This window comes from Polaribacter glomeratus, from assembly GCF_002954665.1.
Taxonomy (GTDB): domain Bacteria; phylum Bacteroidota; class Bacteroidia; order Flavobacteriales; family Flavobacteriaceae; genus Polaribacter; species Polaribacter glomeratus.
The window spans coordinates 2,039,379-2,060,293 of sequence record NZ_MSCM01000001.1 but is presented as its reverse complement, the minus strand read 5'-3'; the positions used below and the strand labels follow the sequence as shown (position 1 = coordinate 2,060,293).

Sequence of the window (20,915 nt, the reverse complement as noted above, 5' to 3'; positions counted from 1 at the left end):
TCGTTGATTTAAAATGATAGATGATAAATATAAGATTTTAATTTTGTTTCATAAAGTCCTCACTAAAAACATTTTGCAAGTAATAAATAACTTCTTTTGCATTTTTAAGGGTAAACGTAATCGGCGGTTTTATTTTGATAACGTTATGATCTGGACCATCTGAACTCATTAAAATTCCAAAGTATTTCATTCTGTTAATCACATAATCGGTTTTTTCCGCAAGCGGATGTAACTGCTCGTCAACCAATTCAATTCCTAGAAATAAACCTTGACCTCTAACATCACCAATTATTGGAAATTCTTCTGATAATTTTTGCAAGCCTGATTTTAAGAACTCACCTACTTTTAAAGCATTTTCTTGCAGATTTTCCCTTTTTACTTCTCGTAAAACTTCGGCGGCTATTGCACAAGAAACAGGGTTTCCGCCAAACGTGTTAAAAAATTCCATGCCGTTTGCAAACTTTTCTGCAACTTCTTTGGTACACGCAACAGCTGCAATTGGATGTCCGTTTCCTAGTGGTTTCCCCATCGTTACGATATCGGGAATTACGTTATGCAATTCAAATCCCCAAAATGTTTTACCCATTCTTCCAATACCGGTTTGTACTTCATCAGAAACACATAAACCGCCTGCTTTTCTTACTTTTTGATAGGCTTCTTGCAAAAATCCGTTAGGTAATTCTACTTGTCCACCGCAAGAAATAATAGGCTCAATAAAAAATCCACCAACTTCTTTATTTTGCTGTTGAATTTCATCAATTAATAGTTGTATTTCATGAGTGTATTTTTCACCTGAATTTTCACCTCTAAATTTGCCTCTAAATGTATCCGGTATCGGAAAAATATGCGTGTTTTTAGGTTTTCCATTTCCACCTTTTCCATCAAATTTATAGGATGAAATATGTATGGTTCCGTTTGTGTTTCCGTGATATCCATGCTCACTTGCAATAATTTCATCAGAATTTGTGCATGCTTTTATCATTCTAATGGCAAGTTCGTTTGCTTCACTTCCTGAGTTTACAAAGTGCAAAACAGATAATTCTTTGGGCAACGTTTCTAATAATTCTTTAGCAAGATTTGTAATGTTTTCGTGCAAATAACGGGTATTTGTATTTAGTAATGCCATTTGATTTTGACCCGCTTTTACAACGTTAAAGTTTTCGTGACCAACATGCGCAACATTGTTAACGGTGTCTAAATATTTTCTACCAAAAGCATCAATTAAATACTGATTAGCACCTTTTACAATATGCAAAGGTTTTTGGTATTGTAAACTTAAACTTTTACCCAAATGCTTTTTTCTATCCGCTAGAATATCTTCAGAAACATCAATTAAATTTTCTTTAAACCCTTTAAGTTTAAACAATAAATTGGGATCTGGACAAAGGCTTTTCCAGACATCAATTTGGTTTAAATATGCAACTCCGGGAAAATCAGTTTTATAATCTAGCAACGACAAAGTGATTTCAAAATGTAGGTGTGGCGCCCAATTTCCGTTTTCAGGATAATTTGCCAAAGCAGCAACTTGTGCTCCTTTTTTAATAACATCGCCAAGTTTGTGTTTTAAAACACTTTGTGCAGTATTATGCCCATATAAAGTATAGAAGGTAAAAGCCGTTTGTTGATGTTTTAAAACCACCAAACCACCATATTCTTTATCGCCAATATCATTTTCTACGATGACTACTTCGCCGTCAAAAAGCGCGTGAACAGCTGTGTTTTCTGGTAACCAAAAATCGACTCCTAAATGAATAGTTCTACTTTGATTTCCATAATTGCCAATGGTGTCATATTCTGTAGAAGTGTATAAATTTCTTGGCTCTAAATAACCACCAGCTAAAATTTTAGTGGGCACTTCTTTTTGAAGTTGTTCTATTTTAAACTGAAATAAATCTAAATTGTTAAACTCTTTCTGATGACCAACAAAGGTGCTTGAAACACTTAAATCTAGATGATGAATTTCTTTCTTATTGATCGTTGGAAATAATTGTGTTAAAGAAAAAGGATGCTCTTTAGACCATTTTTCAAATTTTTCTTGATCTGGATGCGCATTAAATCCGCAGGTATTTCTAAAACTAAAATGTGCAAAATCGGGGGATACTTTCCGCCATTTTTTTAGCAAATTCCATGCAGGTTTTTCGCTAATTAGTAAATATTCATTTCTTGGATTTTCAATTTTATTAATAGCCGATTTTGTTACAGAAATTACCAAACGCATGGCAATCAAAACATATAAAAATTCCAATTCTTTTTCTTCTAAAGCAAAAGCAGCATGATATCCCTTTATAATTGGTAAAGCAGCATCTAAAGGGTCATTCTTGTCCATAATTGCATAGGCACACGCAACGGCAAGGTCATTTATAATTTGTGTTTTTACAGCATCGCCAAAATCAATAATTGCAGTTACTTTAGGATTGATTAAATCTTTAGAAACTAAAATATTATTGTCATTTGCATCATTATGAACCACAGATTTTCTAAGTTTCTGACACTCATATTGTATGTTTTCAAACCTGTTTAAAAAGTAAGAAACTAGCTCTTTTTCTTCAGGTTTAAAGAGGTGTACATGTTTTTTTGTCCATAAACCTTGTGCAATATCCCAATCAAAAATTCTTTCTGCTTTTGGGTGATGAAATCCTTGTAGAGTTTTGGTTATTTCTCCTGCTTTTTTTCCTAAACTAAAACGTAAATCATTTAATTGCGGATTTACAGAAGACCAAATTCTGCCATCAATCCAAGTTAATAAACGAACTTTTAACGTGGTTTTTTTATCCAAATAAATTGTGGAAATTGGTTTTTTATTTTTATCCAAAACAATTCTAGGAGCAATTAAAGCTGGGTTTTTATCGGCTAAAAAAGCTACTATGCTTTGTTGAAAATCCAATTCATTTTCATCAGAATTTTCTGGAGAAATTTTTAAAATATAGGTGTTTTTTTTATCTACTTTAATTTTGAAATTAGCGTCAATTTCACCAGGTAATCTAGACGCTTTACCTTGAATTTGATATAAGCTAAAAAGAATTTTTTCAGCTTCTTTTGTAGTTATTTTGTTCGCATTTTCTACCATGAACTAAAAATAAGATAAAGTTTAGAAATGGCATCAAATCCTTTGCATTCTTTGTAAATTTGTTGAAAATAATATACATTTTAAAACACTATAAGATCTCACTGAGTTTGTCGAAGTGGTCTTTTTTATGTCAAAATTGCCTTCTATAGGTTTAGACTGATATTTTTAAATGTAAATTATCATTTTGATTAGTGGTTAAAATCTAAAAAAAAAGTAGCATGATAGTTCAAGGTAACATTGTAGATATAAAAAATAAGCGAATTTTTAAAGGAGAAGTAGAAGTTGAAAACGGAAAGATTAAGGAAGTTCGTGAAGCAAATCATACCTGTGAAAACTATATTTTACCTGGTTTTGTAGATGCTCATATTCATATAGAAAGCTCGATGTTAGTTCCGTCTGAATTTGCAAAAATTGCAGTTTTGCATGGAACAGTTGCTACCGTTTCTGATCCGCATGAAATTGCCAATGTTTTAGGCGTAAAAGGTGTTGAATTTATGATTGAAAACGGAAAGAAAGTTCCGTTAAAATTCAATTTTGGTGCACCAAGTTGTGTACCAGCCACTTCTTTTGAAAGTGCAGGAGCGATTATAGATTCTGATGATATACAATTGATGATGGAAAATCCGGATATTTTGTATTTGGCAGAAATGATGAATTATCCAGGGGTTTTGTTTGATGATGCAGAGGTTTTAAAAAAGATTCAACATGCAAAAAATAACAACAAACCTATTGATGGTCATGCGCCAGGATTAAGAGGAGCAGATGTAACTAAATATATTGCTGCAGGAATTTCTACCGATCACGAATGTTTTTCTTTCGATGAAGCAAAAGAGAAGTTAGAAAAAGGAATGAAAGTGTTGATTAGAGAAGGATCTGCTGCAAAAAACTTTAATGCTTTAATTGATTTGTTACCAGATAATTATGAAAACATGATGTTTTGTTCGGATGATAAACATCCAGATGATTTGTTGTTAGGTCATATAAATCAGCTTTGCGAAAGAGCTGTTGCGAAAGGAATTGATGTTTTTAAAGTGCTGCAAGTAGCTTGTGTAAATCCTGTTAAACATTACAAGTTACAAGTTGGTTTGTTGCAAAAAGATGATTTTGCTGATTTTATTGTGGTAGACAATTTAGAGAAATTTAAGGTTTTAGAAACATATATAAACGGAGAATTAGTTGCCAAAAACGGAGAATCTTTTGTGAAATCTGTAGCTTTTGAAGTGTTGAATAATTTTAATACGGATAAAAAACAAGTTGCTGATTTTAGATTTGAATCAAAAGCTAAAAAAATAAATGTTATTGAAGCGTTGGATGGCGAATTAGTGACCAATAAAATTGAAGCAGAAAGTTTAATAGAAAATGGAAATTTGGTTTCTAATACAAAAACAGATGTTTTAAAAATGACCGTTGTTAATCGGTATAAAAATGATAAACCAGCAATTGCATTTATTAAAAATTTTGGATTAAAAGTAGGTGCAATCGCAAGTTCTGTTGGGCATGATTCTCATAATATAATTGCTGTTGGTGTTTCTGATGAAATGATTTGTAAAGCGGTGAATTTAATTATTGAAAATAGTGGCGGAGTTTGTGCCGTAACTGCATCCGAAGAAAAAATAGTTTCGTTACCAGTTGCAGGAATTATGAGTGATTTACCAGCAAAAGAAATAGGAAAGGCATACGCTGAATTAGATACAATGGCAAAACAAATGGGCAGCAAATTACGCGCTCCTTATATGAGTTTATCATTTATGGCGTTATTGGTCATTCCGTCTTTAAAATTGTCTGATAAAGGGTTGTTTGATGGAACTAGTTTTAAATTTACTTCTTTAGAAATAGAATAGCTTTAGGAAAAGCAATAGGCTAATAAATAGACTTAGCCCTGATTGAACGGCTTGTTTGAGCTCTTTTTTGTTTTTTTACAAAAAAAGCGAGTAGTGAAAGCAGGAAATAGCTTCAAATAAAACCCTACATTTGCCAACATTAAATAAAAAATATAATGAGTTTACAAGAAGATTTAGAAAATAGAAGTGGTGCAAAATGTGAATTATGTACAGGAACCAATAATTTAACGGTGTATGATGTAAAACCGAGTATTACTGGTGGCGGTGGCGTTGATGGAAGTATTTTGGCTTGTGAAACTTGTGTTACTCAAATTGATACTCCAGAAGAATTAGATTCGAATCATTGGCGTTGTTTAAACGATTCTATGTGGAGCGAATTTAGAGCTGTAAAAGTGGTTGCTTGGAGAATGTTACATCGTTTAAAAAAAGAAGGTTGGCCGCGTGATTTGTTGGGAATGATGTATATGGAGGACGAGGAATTGCGCTATGCAAAAGAATCTGGAGATCATTTAGCAGAAAGCGAAAAAATAATTCATAGAGATGTAAATGGTGTTATTTTAGAAGCCGGAGATTCTGTAGTTTTAATAAAAGATTTAAAAGTAAAGGGTTCTAGCATGGTTGCAAAACAAGGAACTGCGGTTCGTAGAATTTCTTTAGATCATGAAAACGCAAAATTTATCGAAGGTAAAGTTGGCCCAACTCAGATTGTGATTATTACAGATTACGTTAAAAAAATGACAGAGAAAGAATAATATACTTATATTTTAAAGGAAAAAAGGCTTGTAATTCAATGGATTACAGGTCTTTTTTTGTGCGTTTCATTTTTTTTAAATATAATTAAATACGTTTTTCAACTAATAAATTAGTTTAAACTAAGTATTTAGTTATATTTGTATTTATAAACTAAAAACTTAGTTGATAAAATGGACAAGCAATTAACAAAAGCAGAAGAACAAATAATGCAAGTTTTATGGGATTTACAAGAAACATCAGTAAAAGATGTTATTGATAAATTACCAGCACCAAAACCAGCTTATAATACAGTTTCTACAATTATTAGAATTTTAGAAACCAAAGAATTTGTTGGGCATAAACCAGCGGGGAGAGGTTATTTATATTTTCCAATTATTGATAAAGAAACGTATAGCAACCAAAGTTTGCACAAATTAATGGATGGTTATTTTGAAGGTTCTTTTAAAAGTATGGTATCCTTTTTCGTAAAAGAAAATAATATGGATATGAAGGAATTAGAATCTATTTTAAAGGAAGTAAATAAAAATAAGTAGGCAGTATTCAGTAAGCAGTATTCAGTAGGCAGTATTCAGTAAGCAGTATTCAGTTGGCAGTTACAGTTTTCAGTTGGCAGTTTACAGTTGCAGTTTTCAGTAGTAATGATTTAAAAATAAAAAGCTATGATAAATTATATTTTACAAGTCGTTTTATTCCAAGTATTTTTCTTGGCTATTTATGATTTCTTTTTAAGTAAAGAAACCTTTTTTACCAAAAACAGATGGTATTTAGTAAGTACGCCAATGTTGTCTTTTTTAATTCCGTTTATAAAAATACCAACCTTTCAAAAAGCGGTTCCGGAAGAGTTTATTGTGAATCTACCAGAGATATTTTTATCACCAGAAAAAGCAATTCAGAAAACTATAACTGAAACTATTTTTTATGAAACTGTAAATTATGTAACCATTTTATTTTGGATGGGAGTTGCGTTTTTCACCATATTATTTGTGATAAAATTAGTGAAGATTATCAGCTTAATTAAAAAATACGAAGTTGTAAAACAGCCTGATTTTACGTTGGTGTTAATTCCGAATCAAACCCAAGCATTTTCGTTTTTTAACTATGTTTTTTTAGGTAAAAATATTGAAGAATCTAAGAGAAATAAAATCATTCAGCATGAATTAGTACACAGCAAACAAAAGCATTCTTTAGATTTATTGCTATTCGAATTTCTAAAAATTGTAATGTGGTTTAATCCTATGATTTATTTCTATCAGCAAAGAATAACCTTAGTACACGAATATATTTCTGATGCCATTGTAGCTAAATCAGAAACCAAAGAAAGCTATATAAACAATTTGTTATCCAACTTTTTTCAAGTAGAAAACATTGCGTTTGTGAATCAATTTTATAAAAAAAGTTTAATTAAAAAAAGAATTATTATGATGACAAAAACACAATCCAAAAAAATGAATCAGCTTAAATATTTAGTGTTGATTCCTGTATTAATGAGCATGCTTTTTTATGTTTCTTGTTCTGAAACTGCATCAAAAGAAGAAGTTTTAGAAAGTAAAAAAGCTAAACAAACACTTTATATTAATAATAATGGAAAGATTAAAGAAACTACTGGGAAGGAAATCACATTTTTAGACGTGTATCTTGGATTTGGTAAAGGATTTGAATATCCTAATGGAAAAGAGTTGAGTATAGATGATTTAAATGAGGGAGAAAAAAAAGAATTTTTAGAATTCAAAGAATCTTCTGAAAGTGGTGAAGACTTTTTTTTAAAAACAAGAATATTCCAATATAATAAAGGAAGAAAGGTAATAGTTTTTTCACCTTTAGATGAAAATATCACTGAAACTTTAGAAACAGAAGAAATTTCATTCATGAAAATAGAGAAAGCACCCACTTTTCCTGGTTGTGAAACCGGAGATAAAGATTGTTTTTCACTAAATGTTCAAAAACATTTTTCTAAAAACTTTAATGCAGATTTACCAAAAACTTTAGGTTTAGAAGCTGGAAGAAAAAGAATTTTTATTGGTTTTAAAATAGATAAAGAAGGCAATATTGTAGATGTAAAAGCAAGAGCACCACATGAAAAATTAGAACAAGAAGTACTTAGAGTGATGAATACTTTACCAAAAGTAGTTCCTGGTGAACATCAAGGAAAAACAATTGCAGTTAAATATTCTATTCCTTTTACACTTGTAATTGATTAGTTCAACAAATTTTAGTAATTTCACGCATTAATTGATACTCAAGTTAATGCGTGTTTTAGTTTTTTTTATGCTAGTGGTTTTTTGCACTTCGTGCGATAAATTATCGTTCTCAAAAAACACTAATCTACAAATTTTAGATACTATTGTAGACTTTACATCGGTAGATTTTTCGCCATCCTTTAAAATCTGTGATGCTATAATTGATAAAGAGCAAATGGCAACCTGTTTTAGAAATACCATTCATCAAAAAATAGGCAAAGAGTTACAAAAACAGTATTTAACAGTTAAAGATTCTATTGATGAAGTTATTTATGTATATGTTTTAATCAATTCAAAAGGAGAAATTATTTTTGATGAAACTGCTACATCAGAAAATATAAAACAACAAATACCAAGATTAGACAGCATTCTCAAAGAAAGTGTAAAGAATTTACCTAATATTAATCCTGCAATAAAAAGAGGCATTCCTGTTTCTATAAAATACAGATTGCCTATCAGAATTTTGTTAAAAGATTAACCAAAAGCCTTCCTAAAAAAACAGTACATTTACTACAGTAATTTTTATAACCCCCAATAAAAATAATACCAACTTAATATTGGTATACTGCAAATGAATAAGTTTCAAAAAACCATTCGAAAACTCGGAAAAGTTGAAGATTTTGAGATTAAAAATAATAGCCTTGTACTCTTTTTAATAGGACCAAGTCTTTTTATTTATTCACACTTTATAAATAATTATGGAATAGATACTGTAAAAATTCAGGGTGCTAGAGAACTATTTGCACTGTTATTTTTAATAGTTAGTATTTTACCCTTTATTTTTAAACAAAGAATAAAACATTATTTTGGATGGATTGTTTTTTTAATAATGTTACTTTTCTCTCATCACTTAATAATAAATCTTTCAATTAATGATTTTAATATTCAGTTTTTACTAGGCTTCTATGTTTTTAATTTTGGCGCTATTTTGTTATTTAATAATAGAACATTTATTAATTTTTTCTTGGTAACTACCTTTGCTCATCTTTTACAAAAAATGATGGTTTCTAATATTGATACCGTTACTTTTAAAGCTATATTGAGTTCATTTACGTTACTTTACATTTTTTCTTTTATAATATTAAGTGGATCAACATTGTTTAGAAAAAAAATTGCAAGACTAAATAAGACATTAAATAAAAAATCAAAATTAAAAACTTTAGATTTAGAAAAAAAGGCAAAAGATTTACAAGAAAAAAACTTCGATTTAGAAGAATTTGCAAAAGTAGTATCGCATGATTTAAAAACTCCTTTAAGAAATGTACTAGCGTTGTCTAATTGGTTACAGCAAGATATTGAAGATAATAACACAGAAAGCATTGTAACGCATCTAAAACTAATTGAAAAAGAAGTAATTCAAATGGATTTAATCTTAGAAGGTGTTTTAAAGTATTCTTTACAAAATGAGGTAAGCAGCAGTAATGAAAAAGTGAATTTAGATGATTTAGTAAATGATTTAAAAAGATTATGTGAAAATGATAAATGTAGTATTATTATAAAAAAAGAACTACCAGTTCTAGAAATTAATAAAACTCAAATACAACTTGTCTTTCAAAATTTATTCCAAAATGCTATTAAATTTAATGACAAAGAAATTTGCAAAGTAATAGTTGATTATAGCTTAAAAGATGAATTTTATACTTTTTCTGTTGCTGATAATGGTGTTGGAATTGAAGAAAAATATTATACTAAAATATTTACACTTTTTCAAAAACTAGATATTGAAAAAGATACAAACTCAATGGGTATAGGTTTATCTGTTGTTAAGAAAATAATAAACACCAACAAAGGTGAAATTTATTTAATAAGTAAATTAAACGTTGGCACTACTTTCTATTTTACAATACCCGTTTAAATATCTGTTATTAAGGGTTTAAAGGTTATTTTATTTAATTAAGTTCATTTACAATATAAAGATGTAAAAGCGAATTTATACTTTAAAGTTCATTAGCTTTTTTTAAGGTTTTATGTCGTTTAATTATAAGTAAATATGCTTGTTTTTTAAAGGGATATTCATTCTAGAATATTCTATTTTATATGTAATTCTTTTTGTTAAGAGTATAATCTAGATTCATTTTAAAAAAAATGAGTTATATTTACTTTACACCATTTATTTACTCCCTAATAAATTAAAGTCAATTTAAAATTGTTTTGGACTGCAGATGAATGATTTTCAAAAAGGAATATTGTTACTTGGAAAAGTTGAAAACTTTGAGGTTAAAAATAATAGTTTAATATTATTTTTGATAGGACCAACAATGTTTATCTATTCATATTATATACAAAATAATGAGGATGAGTCGATAAAAATAAAAGGAGCAAAAGTTTTATTCGCATTTTTATTTTTGATAGCTAGTCTTTTACCTTTTTTGTTTAAAAAGACAGTGCATTATTTTTACGGATGGATTGTTTTTTTATTAATGCTTTCTTTTTCTCATTACCTTATCATTCACCTTTCTTTAAACACTTTTAATATTCGTTTCATTTTAGGCTTTTATGCTTTTGTTTTTGGGGCTATTTTATTATTTAATAAAAGAACATTTATTAATATTTATTTGGTTACAGTATTTATTCATTTAGTCCAAAAATTAATGATTTCTCCATTAGACCATTCTGTGTATAAATCAATTTTGGGTTCTTTCTCTTTAATGATAATTTTTGCATTAATCCTTTTAAATGATTCTACAGCCTATAGATACTCTCTTGCTAAAAGTAATCGTGTTTTAGAAAAAAATAGAATTGAGCTCATAAAAATAGCGGAAGATTTAGAAGAAAAAAATAAAGATTTAGAAGAATTTGCAAAAGTAGTTTCCCACGATTTAAGAACTCCTTTAGGTAACGTTTTAGCACTTTTTAATTGGTTGCAACAAGATTATCAAGATGACAATAAAGAACAGATAAAAGGGCATTTAGTTTTAATTGAAAAAGAAGTTTTACAAATGGATTCAATATTAGAAGGTGTTCTAAAGTACACTCTACATAATAATACAGCCGATGGTATTGAAAAAGTAAATTTAAATGATTTAGTAGCAGTTTTAAAACATGATTATGAAAACAAAAATTGCAGTGTAAGTATACTAAATACATTGCCGGTACTCTTAATTAACAAATCTCAAATACTATTAGTATTTCAAAATTTATTGCAGAATGCTATTAAGTTTAATGACAAACATGTATGTAACATCGCTATTAACTATGTTTTTGAAAATAAACTTCACACTTTTTCAGTAACTGATAATGGTATTGGAATCCATGAAAAATACCATGAAAAAATATTTAAACTTTTTCAAAAATTAGATGTTGAAAAAAACAATAATTCTAATGGTATTGGTTTATCTATGGTCAATAAAATAATTAATAGTAATAAGGGTAAAGTTTATTTAACAAGTGAATTAAATGTTGGCACTACTTTTTATTTTACAATACCCGTTTAATTCAACATTTTCCAGAGTTTATCTTTTAATTCTTGTAATCCAGTTTCTGCAACAGATGATATAAATACTGTTTCAACTCCTACAGGTAAATCTAGTTTTATTTCTTCTTTTAACTCGTCGTCTAACATATCTGTTTTAGATATTGCTAATAAACGGTCTTTATCTAACAACTCAGGGTTGTATTTTTTAAGTTCATTTAGCAAAATATCATATTCTTTGTTGATATCATCACTATCCGCAGGTATTAAAAATAATAAGGCTGAATTGCGTTCTATATGCCTTAAAAACCGATGTCCTAAACCTTTTCCATCTGCAGCACCTTCAATAATTCCAGGAATATCAGCTATTACAAATGTTTGATGATTTCTATGTTCAACGATACCTAAATTAGGTTTTAAGGTTGTAAAAGCATAATCTGCAATTTTAGGTTTTGCAGAGGTTAAAACAGACAATAAAGTAGATTTACCAGCATTAGGAAAACCAACTAAGCCAACATCTGCTAATAATTTTAATTCGATTCTAAACCAACCGTCTAGCCCATCTATACCCGGTTGCGCATATCTTGGTGTTTGGTTTGTTGATGTTCTAAAATTCCAGTTTCCAAGTCCTCCTTTTCCGCCTTCTAATAAAACAACCTCTTTTTTGTCTTCAGTTATTTCTACAATGATTTCGTCTGTATCGGCATCTTTTATGATTGTACCTAATGGTACATCAACGAAAATATCTTCGGCATCATGACCACTACTTCTACTTTTACTACCAGCTCCGCCGCCTTCTGCTCTAAAATGACGTTTAAACTTTAAGTGAAAAAGTGTCCACATATTCTTATCGCCACGCAAAATAATATGACCACCACGACCGCCATCTCCACCATCTGGACCACCTTTTGTAATAAACTTTTCTCTGTGAAGATGCACAGAACCCTGCCCGCCTTTACCAGAAGATGCGTATATTTTTATGTAGTCAACAAAATTTCCTTCTGTCATTATTTCTTAATTTTAAACTTCAGATTTAAAGTTCTTTAGCTCGCTGTGCTTTTTTTAGTTTTAAATCTGTGTTATTATTTCTGTAATTTTTAATCGTAAAATTATACTAAAACTAGTAACCATTTTAACAGCTATCTATTTTTAAAGTGTATCAAAAACTTCAGACAAGCGTGTTGTAATTTCATTAATATTACCAACACCATTTATGCCATAATAATTTCCTTGCGCTTGATAAAAGTCTTTTAAAATAGCCGTTTTTGTATTGTATTCGTTAAAACGATTTCTAATTTTACCTTCATCGGTATCATCTGTTCTTCCGCTAGTTTTACCCCTTTCTAACAGACGCCCTACTAATAAGTCTTCTGGTACTTCTAATGCTACCATTCCATTTATTTGTTCACCTTTTTCTGCTAAAAATTCGTCCAAAGCAATTGCCTGAGATTCTGTTCTTGGAAAACCATCAAAAATAAAACCATTTGCATCCGCATTTTTTTCTACTTCTGCTTTTAACATATTTATGGTAACTTCGTCAGGCACTAAATCGCCTTTATCCATAAAACTCTTTGCTAATTTACCTAATGCTGTTTCATTTTTAATATTGAATCTAAAAACGTCTCCAGTAGAAATATGTAATAAATTATATTTCTCTTTTAGTAAGGTTGCTTGCGTTCCTTTACCTGCTCCCGGAGGGCCAAATAATACAATGTTTTTCATTTTAGGTTGTGTTGTTAGTTGATATATTGCTGGGTAGTTTCTGCCTAATTTATTGTAATCTAAACCGTAACCCACAATAAATTTATCTTCGATACTTTTGCCTATGTAATTTATTGGCAGTTCTTTCTTAAAAACATCTGGTTTAAAGAAAAGTGAAGCAACTTTTAAGGTTTTTACATTTTTATCTCTAAAAATATTATAGATTTCTTGCAGGGTTGCACCTGTATCTATAATGTCTTCTAAAATAATAACAGTTCTACCTGTTAAATCTTCGTTTATGCCTACTAAATGTTTTACTTCTTCTGTGGTGGATGTACCTTCATAAGAAGCTAGTTTTACAAACGAAACTTCACAATTGCCCTTAAACTCTCTTATAAAATCTGCAGCAAAAAGGAAACATCCATTTAAAATACCAACAAAAATTGGTATTTCGTCTTTGGGTAAATCATTTTTTACTTGTAGTGCTAGTCGTTTAACAATTGTAGAAATTTCTTCCTTATTGATAAAAGGTTTAAAATATAAATCGTGAAGTTTTATAATTTTCATAGCAACGTGAATATTGTGATTCTATTTATAATGAAAAAACCGCTTTCTTTTACTGAACATGTTTCGGTGTCAGAAAAGAAAACGGTTTTAATTTATTTTAAAATTAAATTAGTTGTCTCTATCTTCTTTTTTTGTCATGTCATACATAATTGGTGTTGCAACAAATATAGAAGAATACGTTCCTACTACAATACCAACGATTAATGCGAACATAAAACCTTTAATAGAATCCCCTCCAAACAAGAAGATTGCTAACATTACTAATAATGTTGTTAAAGATGTATTTATAGTTCTACCTAAAGTACGATTAATAGCATCATTAATTAATACATTATGTTTTCCTCTACGTTCGTTAGTGAACTCTCTAATTCTATCAAAGATAATAACTGTATCATTTAATGAGTACCCGACGACTGTTAGAATTGCTGCAATAAAAGATTGATCTATTTCCATGTCAAAAGGCATAATATTATACGCAATTGAAAACACACCTAATACAATTAATACATCATGAAACACAGCTGCGACAGCACCAACACTAAAAGATATTTTTCTAAATCTTAATAATATATATAAGAAAACTACTAATAATGAACCTAGAACGGCATACAATGCAGATTTTTTAATATCGTCTGCAATCGTTGGTTCTACCTTAATATAGCTCATTATTCCGCTTCCAGTTTTTTCAAATCCTGGTTTAAAGTTCTCGTAAGTTGTAGAACCTAAATATGATTTTAAACCTGTAAATAATGCACTTTGAACCTGTTCATCAACTTCTTGACCTTCCGCTTCAATTTTATAAACAGTTGTAATTTTTAACTGATTGTCATTACCATATGTTTTTACTTCAGGCGCTGTACCAAATGCACCTTTTAAAGTTGAAGCAACTTCTGTAGCACTCATTGGTTGATCAAAACGAACAACATAAGAACGACCACCTTTAAAGTCTACTCCTTGTTTTAATCCAATAGAAAAAATAGAAATTAAACTTATAGTAATAAGTGTACCAGAAATTATATAGGCAACCTTACGTTTTTTGATGTATTGGATATCTATATTTTCAAACCAACCTTTAGAAATAGAAGTATTAAATGTTAAATTATTTGATTTTGCAACTGCTCTGTCTATTAAAAGACGAGTTATAAATACAGCCGTAAATAAAGAAGTAGCGATACCTATCATTAAGGTTAAAGCAAATCCTTTTATAGGTCCTGTACCAAAAATATATAAAATAACACCTGTTAATAAAGTTGTAATATTTGCATCAATAATTGCAGATAATGCTCCTTTAATAGAGAAACCTTCTTCAACAGATTGTTTTAATCCTTTTTTTGAGGATAAAGCTTCCTTAATTCTCTCAAAAATAATAACGTTTGCATCTACACACATACCAATTGTTAAAATGATACCTGCAATTCCGGGTAATGTTAACACCGCATTAAACGATGCTAATATTCCGAATATAAATAAGATGTTTACAGATAAAGCGATGTCTGCGTAGATACCTGCTTTTCCGTAGTATAAAATCATCCAAAGTAAAACTAAGAAAATAGCAATTCCAAATGAGATAAAACTTGCATTAATTGCTTCTTGCCCCAAAGATGGCCCAACAACTTCTGCTTGAATAATTCTTGCAGCAGCAGGTAATTTACCCGCTTTTAAAACGGTTGCAATATCTTCTGCTTCTGTAATAGTCATACTACCTCCAGAAATAGAAGTTCTACCACCAGTAATAGCTTGGTTTACAGAAGGTGCAGTGTACACATAATCATCTAATACAACAGCAACAAAATTACCAATGTTGTCACCAGTCATTTTAGCCCATTGCTTAGTTCCAGAACTATTCATGGTCATACTTACTTCTGGTTTGTTTAATTGATCAAACATTTGAGAAGCATCTAAAATAACATCACCTTCAATAGTTGGTGTATTATTTCTATTTCCTTTAATTGCATATAAACCAATTAACTCTGTACCATCATCCCCTGTTATCGATTTATAATCCCATAAAAATTTGGTATATCTTAATTCAGTTGGCAATAAAGCTCTAATTTCTTTTTTCTTTAATAGGTTGTTTACAATTGCTGTGTCTAAAACTCTAGCTTGTGCTACTAAAGAGCTTAACTGTTGTTGAGACTGTGCAACATTAGGAAATAAGTATGAAAAAAGGTTTTTCTGTACTTTCGTAGAATCTGCAGTTTCGCCTAATAAAGCGTCAATATTATCTTTTTTAAGAGAATCTTTTTCTGTTTCTAAAACAGTATCATCCTTTAATAAATTAGCAACTTTATCATTTGCAGCAAAGAAAAAGTTTTGAACTTCTGCATTTGTATGAACTTCCCAGAATTGTAATTCTGCTTTACTTGTAATTAATTTCGTAACACGTTCAATATCTTTAGCTCCAGGTAATTCAATTTGAATTCTTCCAGAATTTCCAATTCTTTGAATGTTTGGCTGCGTAACTCCAAATTTATCAATTCTACTTCTTAATACTTCAAAAGCAGTACCAATAGAACTGTTAATTTCTTTTTGTAAAGTTTCCTTTACAGTTGCGTTAGATTCATTAAAAGCAATTTTCTCGCTCAATGCTTTTGTTCCAAAAATTGAAGGATCACTAAGTTTTGTAGCTCCCGCAGTTTTTTCAAATTCCTCGAAAAATAAATCTAAATAAGTTGCAGTACTACTTTTTTGTCTTTCATCAGCAGCATTTAAAGCGTTGTTAAAGGCTACATTTTTAGAGTCGTTAGACAAGCTTTTTAAAACTTCTTTTACAGAAACTTGTAGAATAGCATTAATACCACCTTTTAAATCAAGACCAAGATTCATTTCTTTGTCTTTTACATCATTGTAGCTATACTTAGCAATGCCTAAGTCTATAATGTTATCATTTGCAACACTGTCTAAATACTTTCTTTCAAAAGCAGCTTTTTGTCTTGCATCATTACCGGATACTTTGCTAGCAGCATATACTACGGCTTCATCTTCAACTTTAGTAGCTAAAAATGTAAATGATAATTGATATAAACTCACTAATCCAAATAGGATTGCGAATAATTTAATAAGTCCTTTGTTTTGCATCTTCTTTAGTTTATGTCGACTTTCTTTTTTTTAAAACGTGCAAATATAGTATTTCAAAGTAGTCCAAGCAATTATTTGATACATTTATATTTTTGTTTTTTTTGATGGTTTTTTACGTTTTAATTTTACAATTGTTATCAAGTCTTAAAAATGAGTATATTTATTCTTTAAAATTGGTAAAATTAGTACTATTAAATTATAAAAATGACACATATGACTGATATTAAGATAGCGCAAGCTAAAAAACTTCTACACATAAAAAATATTGCTAAAAAATTAAATGTTGATGAAGACGACTTAGAAATGTATGGTAAATTTAAAGCAAAATTACCATTGTTTTTGATAGATGAGGAGAAGGTAAAAAAAAATAATTTAGTATTAGTTACAGCTTTAACACCAACTCCAGCCGGAGAGGGTAAAACAACAGTTTCAATCGGTTTAACAGAGGCATTAAATAAAATAGGGAAACAGGCTACAGTCGTTTTAAGAGAACCGTCTTTAGGTCCTGTTTTTGGGATGAAAGGTGGCGCAGCAGGTGGCGGTTACTCTCAAGTTGTGCCAATGGAAGATATTAATTTGCATTTTACAGGCGATTTTAATGCTGTTGAAAAAGCGAATAATTTTTTAGCTGCTTTGATTGATAATAACATTCAAAGTAAAACTAATAATTTAAATATTGACCCTCGAACAATTCTTTGGAAACGGGTTATTGATATGAATGACAGGGCTTTGCGAGAAATTACTATAGGGCTAGGAGGAACCTCAAACGGAGTGCCAAGACAAGACGGATTTAATATTACCCCAGCTTCGGAAGTAATGGCAATACTATGTATGGCTTCGGATTTAGACAACTTAAAAGAACGTCTAGGTAATATTTTTATAGGGTTTACTTTTGATAATACACCCGTTTTTGCGCGTGATTTAAAAGCAGAAAATGCGATGGCTATTTTGTTAAAAGATGCGATAAAGCCAAATTTAGTGCAGACTTTAGAAGAAAATCCAGCAATTATTCATGGCGGACCATTTGCTAATATTGCGCAAGGAACCAACACAATAATCGCTACAAAAATGGGATTAACCTTGTCTAATTATGTGGTTACAGAAGCTGGTTTTGGTGCCGATTTAGGTGCTGAAAAATTTTTGAATATTAAGTCTCAGTTTGCTAATTTAAACCCTAAATGTGTTGTCTTGGTATCCACTATTAGAGCATTACGACACCATGGCGGCGCAAAAACGGAAGAATATAATACTCCGGATTTAGTAAAAGTTACTGTCGGATTTAATAATCTTGAAAAGCATATAGAGAATATCAGAAAATTTAATATTGAGCCCGTAGTTGCTATCAATTCTTTTGTTTCTGATTCTGATGAAGAAGTTGCATTTGTAATCGAAAAATGTGCCAGTTTAGGTGTTGAAGCTGTTTTATCCGAAGGTTGGGCAAAAGGTGGTAACGGAACAACAGATTTAGCAAAAGCGGTTGTAAATGTTGTTGAAAATAAAGCGACGCAGTACAAACCTTTGTATAATTGGAAATCACCGGTAACTGACAAAATAGAGACAATTGCCAAGGAAATTTATGGCGCAAAAAATGTTGAATACAGCAAATTAGCGCAGCTAAATTTAAGAAGAATTAACAGATTAGGATTTAATGATTTTGCAATTTGTATGGCAAAAACTCAAAAATCTTTTTCAGATGATGAAACTTTAATTGGTAGACCAGAAGGGTTTACCATAAATGTAAGAGAAATTGAAATAGCGGCGGGGGCAGAATTTTTAATTCCTATTTTAGGAAAAATGATGCGAATGCCAGGTTTACCAGAGCATCCTGCATCAGAAAATATGACCATAGATACTAATGGCGTAATTTCTGGATTGTCATAATAAAAAACAAGACTTCAAAGGTTTTTAAAATTTTTGAAGTTTATAATTTTTTATGTGTTTATCGATTAAATAAAATTTCAACGAAGCCATTTATGAAATGAGTTTATCCATTTTTCAAAATCAAAGTAACACTCAATCTTATTTCCCAGTAGGAAACTTCTTCGTTTAGTTTGTCATAAATTGGTTTCAACTCCATTTTTTGATCTAATGTATTAAAAGCAATCCTAACTTTGTTGACGGTTTCTTTGGTTATATATTTTTCCAATTCAATTTCCTTTCCTTCCGTGTATAATTGAGATAAATGTGAGAAAATCGTGGTAATTGACAAACTTCTTTTTTCAGCAATTTCTGTAGGACCTAATCCTTCTTTATATAGAGCAAAGGTTTTTTGTGTTGTTGGCGTTTTTCTTGGTTTTGCAACGCTTTTAAATTTGCGAATTACACTCATAAATTCGGCGCCATATTTTTCCATTTTGTTCATTCCGACTCCTGAAATAGCTAAAAATTCATTTTCGGTTGTAGGAAGTTCACTTGCCATTAATTTTAACGTTTTATCATTAAAAATGATATATGCTGGCATTTTTTCTTCTTTTGAAATGGTGGATCTTATTTTTTTGAGTTCTGTAAATAAGTCTTTATTTGGTTCGCCTTCAGTAGTCGTTTTAACTGCTTTTTGAGTTTTCTTTCGCTCGTCAGAGCTTAAAGGAGTTGTTAATCTAACTGTTTTTTCGCCTTTTAAAACTTTCCAGCCAATTGGGGATATTTTTAAAGCAGAATTTTCGCTGTACATTATTTCTATCAATCCTTGGTTAGCCATTTGAATTATATAATCTCGCCAATCAAAAAAAGAAACGTCTTTTCCTATTCCGTATGTTTTTAGATTAAAATATTGCTTTGAATGGATATCTGCATTATTACTCCCTCGTAAAACATTAATTAACATGGTAATTCCGTCTTTTTCGCCCATTCTTGCAATTCCAGAAAGTGCTTTTTGAGTTAAAATAGTGCCTTCAAAATCTTTGGGCGGATTTTCACAAACATCACAATTGCCGCAGTTTTCTGAGAGATGTTCTCCAAAATAAGATAATAATATTTTTCTTCTACACGATTTAGCTTCTGTAAATTGAAGCATTCTATTTAATTTTTCCTTTTGCATAGCGCTATTTGCGCCGCCATCTGCAAATTGGCTATACAACACAAAATCTCTCATGTTGTAATATAAAATAGTTTCTGAAGCCAAGCCGTCTCTTCCTGCTCTTCCTATTTCTTGATAATAACCTTCTAGGTTTTTTGGTAAATTATAATGAATTACAAAACGAACGTTCGATTTATCAATCCCCATTCCAAAAGCAATGGTAGCAACAATTATTTTGGTGTCATCATTTATAAAATCGGTTTGCGTGCTTTCTCTTTCTTCATGATTCATTCCTGCATGATAAAAGGCTACAGAATGCCCTTCTTGTTTCAAATAATTGGCAACTTCTTCTGTGTTTTTTCTGCTCAAACAATAAATAATACCGCTTTCGTTTTTTCTTCGATTTATAAAATTGACAATTTCTTGTAACTTTTTCTTTTTTTCAACTTGTCCACGTACTTCAATACTTAAATTTTTTCGATCAAAAGAAGAAATAAATAATTTAGAGTCGGTTAGGCCTAATTGTTTTTCAATATCTTTTCTAGCCGATTTGTCTGCGGTTGCGGTTAATGCCATAAAAGGCACCTTTGGTATCGAATTTCTAAACACTTTTAATTGTGTGTATTCAGGTCTAAAATCATGACCCCACATACTTACGCAATGGGCTTCATCAATAGCGACTAGTTTTATATTTAGTTCTTTTAACCAAGTGTTGCTAACCGATATTAATTTTTCTGGGGATAGATATAGTAATTGTAATTCGCCATTAATAGCCCTGTTAATTACTTCGTTTTCCTCTATCGTAGAGATAGAACTGTTAAAAAAATCAGCTTTTATTCCGTTTGATTTTAGTGCTTGAACTTGATCTTTCATTAGAGAAATAAGTGGCGAAACTACGATGGTAATTCCGTTAAAAATCAAAGCGGGAATTTGAAAACACATCGATTTTCCACCACCAGTTGGCATTAAAACAAAACTATCTTTTCCGTCTATGGTTCTATTAATAATTTCTTCTTGTAACGGACGAAAGTTATCATAACCATACACTTTTTTTAAAAGGGTTTGTGTTTGTGTTTGTGTTTGTGTTTTCATTTTTTTAGCAATTGATCTGCAAACATACGTAGATTATATATTTAAAGAAAAATAGATTATTATTATCTGAATATTTCAAAGAAGATATCTTAATTTATAAAATTCACTTTTTAAGAACCTATTAATAAAATTCAAAATCTTTATAAATTAT

The 20,915-nt window shown here is 30.2% G+C and carries 13 protein-coding genes; 8 read left to right on the top strand and 5 right to left on the bottom strand.

The features are described from left to right. Nucleotides 1-37: 37 nt before the first annotated feature. Nucleotides 38-3,067, bottom strand: coding sequence for an aminotransferase class III-fold pyridoxal phosphate-dependent enzyme (locus BTO16_RS08800; protein WP_105021215.1), 3,030 nt, complete (start codon nt 3,065-3,067; stop codon nt 38-40). Nucleotides 3,068-3,285: 218 nt separating this feature from the next. Between BTO16_RS08800 and ade the strand changes: the two genes are divergently transcribed. The 7 genes from ade (at nt 3,286) to BTO16_RS08765 (ending at nt 11,332) form a co-directional block, all read left to right on the top strand. Continuing rightward, a complete protein-coding gene (gene ade / locus BTO16_RS08795; RefSeq protein WP_105021214.1) occupies nt 3,286-4,908 on the top strand; it encodes an adenine deaminase in 1,623 nt (540 codons plus the stop codon). A 155-nt stretch (nt 4,909-5,063) separates the two neighbouring features. Next, nucleotides 5,064-5,660, top strand: coding sequence for a PhnA domain-containing protein (locus BTO16_RS08790; protein ID WP_105021213.1), 597 nt, complete (start codon nt 5,064-5,066; stop codon nt 5,658-5,660). Between the two features lie 171 nt (nt 5,661-5,831). Continuing rightward, entirely contained in the window at nt 5,832-6,194 is a 363-nt protein-coding gene (locus BTO16_RS08785) for a BlaI/MecI/CopY family transcriptional regulator (protein ID WP_105021212.1), read from the top strand. A gap of 126 nt (nt 6,195-6,320) precedes the next feature. Beyond that, complete coding sequence (locus BTO16_RS08780) at nt 6,321-7,859, top strand: M56 family metallopeptidase (RefSeq protein ID WP_105021211.1); 1,539 nt, start codon at nt 6,321-6,323, stop codon at nt 7,857-7,859. 31 nt (nt 7,860-7,890) lie between these two features. Further along, nucleotides 7,891-8,376 (top strand): hypothetical protein, encoded by a 486-nt coding sequence (locus tag BTO16_RS08775; RefSeq protein ID WP_245892041.1) that lies wholly within the window; start codon nt 7,891-7,893, stop codon nt 8,374-8,376. Nucleotides 8,377-8,469: 93 nt separating this feature from the next. Then, entirely contained in the window at nt 8,470-9,753 is a 1,284-nt protein-coding gene (locus BTO16_RS08770) for a sensor histidine kinase (RefSeq protein WP_105021209.1), read from the top strand. A 307-nt stretch (nt 9,754-10,060) separates the two neighbouring features. After that, nucleotides 10,061-11,332, top strand: a complete 1,272-nt coding sequence (locus tag BTO16_RS08765; RefSeq protein ID WP_105021208.1) for a sensor histidine kinase — start codon at nt 10,061-10,063, stop codon at nt 11,330-11,332. On the opposite strand, the gene obgE is transcribed toward BTO16_RS08765, so the two are convergent. From obgE to secDF, 3 genes are all read right to left on the bottom strand, one after another. Beyond that, nucleotides 11,329-12,318: a GTPase ObgE gene (gene obgE, locus BTO16_RS08760; protein ID WP_105021207.1), complete on the bottom strand. Its 990-nt coding sequence runs from the start codon at nt 12,316-12,318 to the stop codon at nt 11,329-11,331. The genes BTO16_RS08765 and obgE overlap by 4 nt on opposite strands. Before the next feature lie 141 nt (nt 12,319-12,459). Then, nucleotides 12,460-13,578, bottom strand: a complete 1,119-nt coding sequence (locus tag BTO16_RS08755; RefSeq protein ID WP_105021206.1) for an adenylate kinase — start codon at nt 13,576-13,578, stop codon at nt 12,460-12,462. A gap of 108 nt (nt 13,579-13,686) precedes the next feature. Next, a complete protein-coding gene (secDF, locus tag BTO16_RS08750) occupies nt 13,687-16,656 on the bottom strand; it encodes a protein translocase subunit SecDF (RefSeq protein ID WP_105021205.1) in 2,970 nt (989 codons plus the stop codon). A gap of 204 nt (nt 16,657-16,860) precedes the next feature. Between secDF and BTO16_RS08745 the strand changes: the two genes are divergently transcribed. Continuing rightward, a complete protein-coding gene (locus BTO16_RS08745; protein WP_105021204.1) occupies nt 16,861-18,537 on the top strand; it encodes a formate--tetrahydrofolate ligase in 1,677 nt (558 codons plus the stop codon). Between the two features lie 103 nt (nt 18,538-18,640). Here BTO16_RS08745 and recQ read toward each other — a convergent pair whose 3' ends face one another. Next, nucleotides 18,641-20,764: a DNA helicase RecQ gene (gene recQ / locus BTO16_RS08740; protein WP_105021203.1), complete on the bottom strand. Its 2,124-nt coding sequence runs from the start codon at nt 20,762-20,764 to the stop codon at nt 18,641-18,643. Between the last annotated feature and the right edge of the window lie 151 nt (nt 20,765-20,915).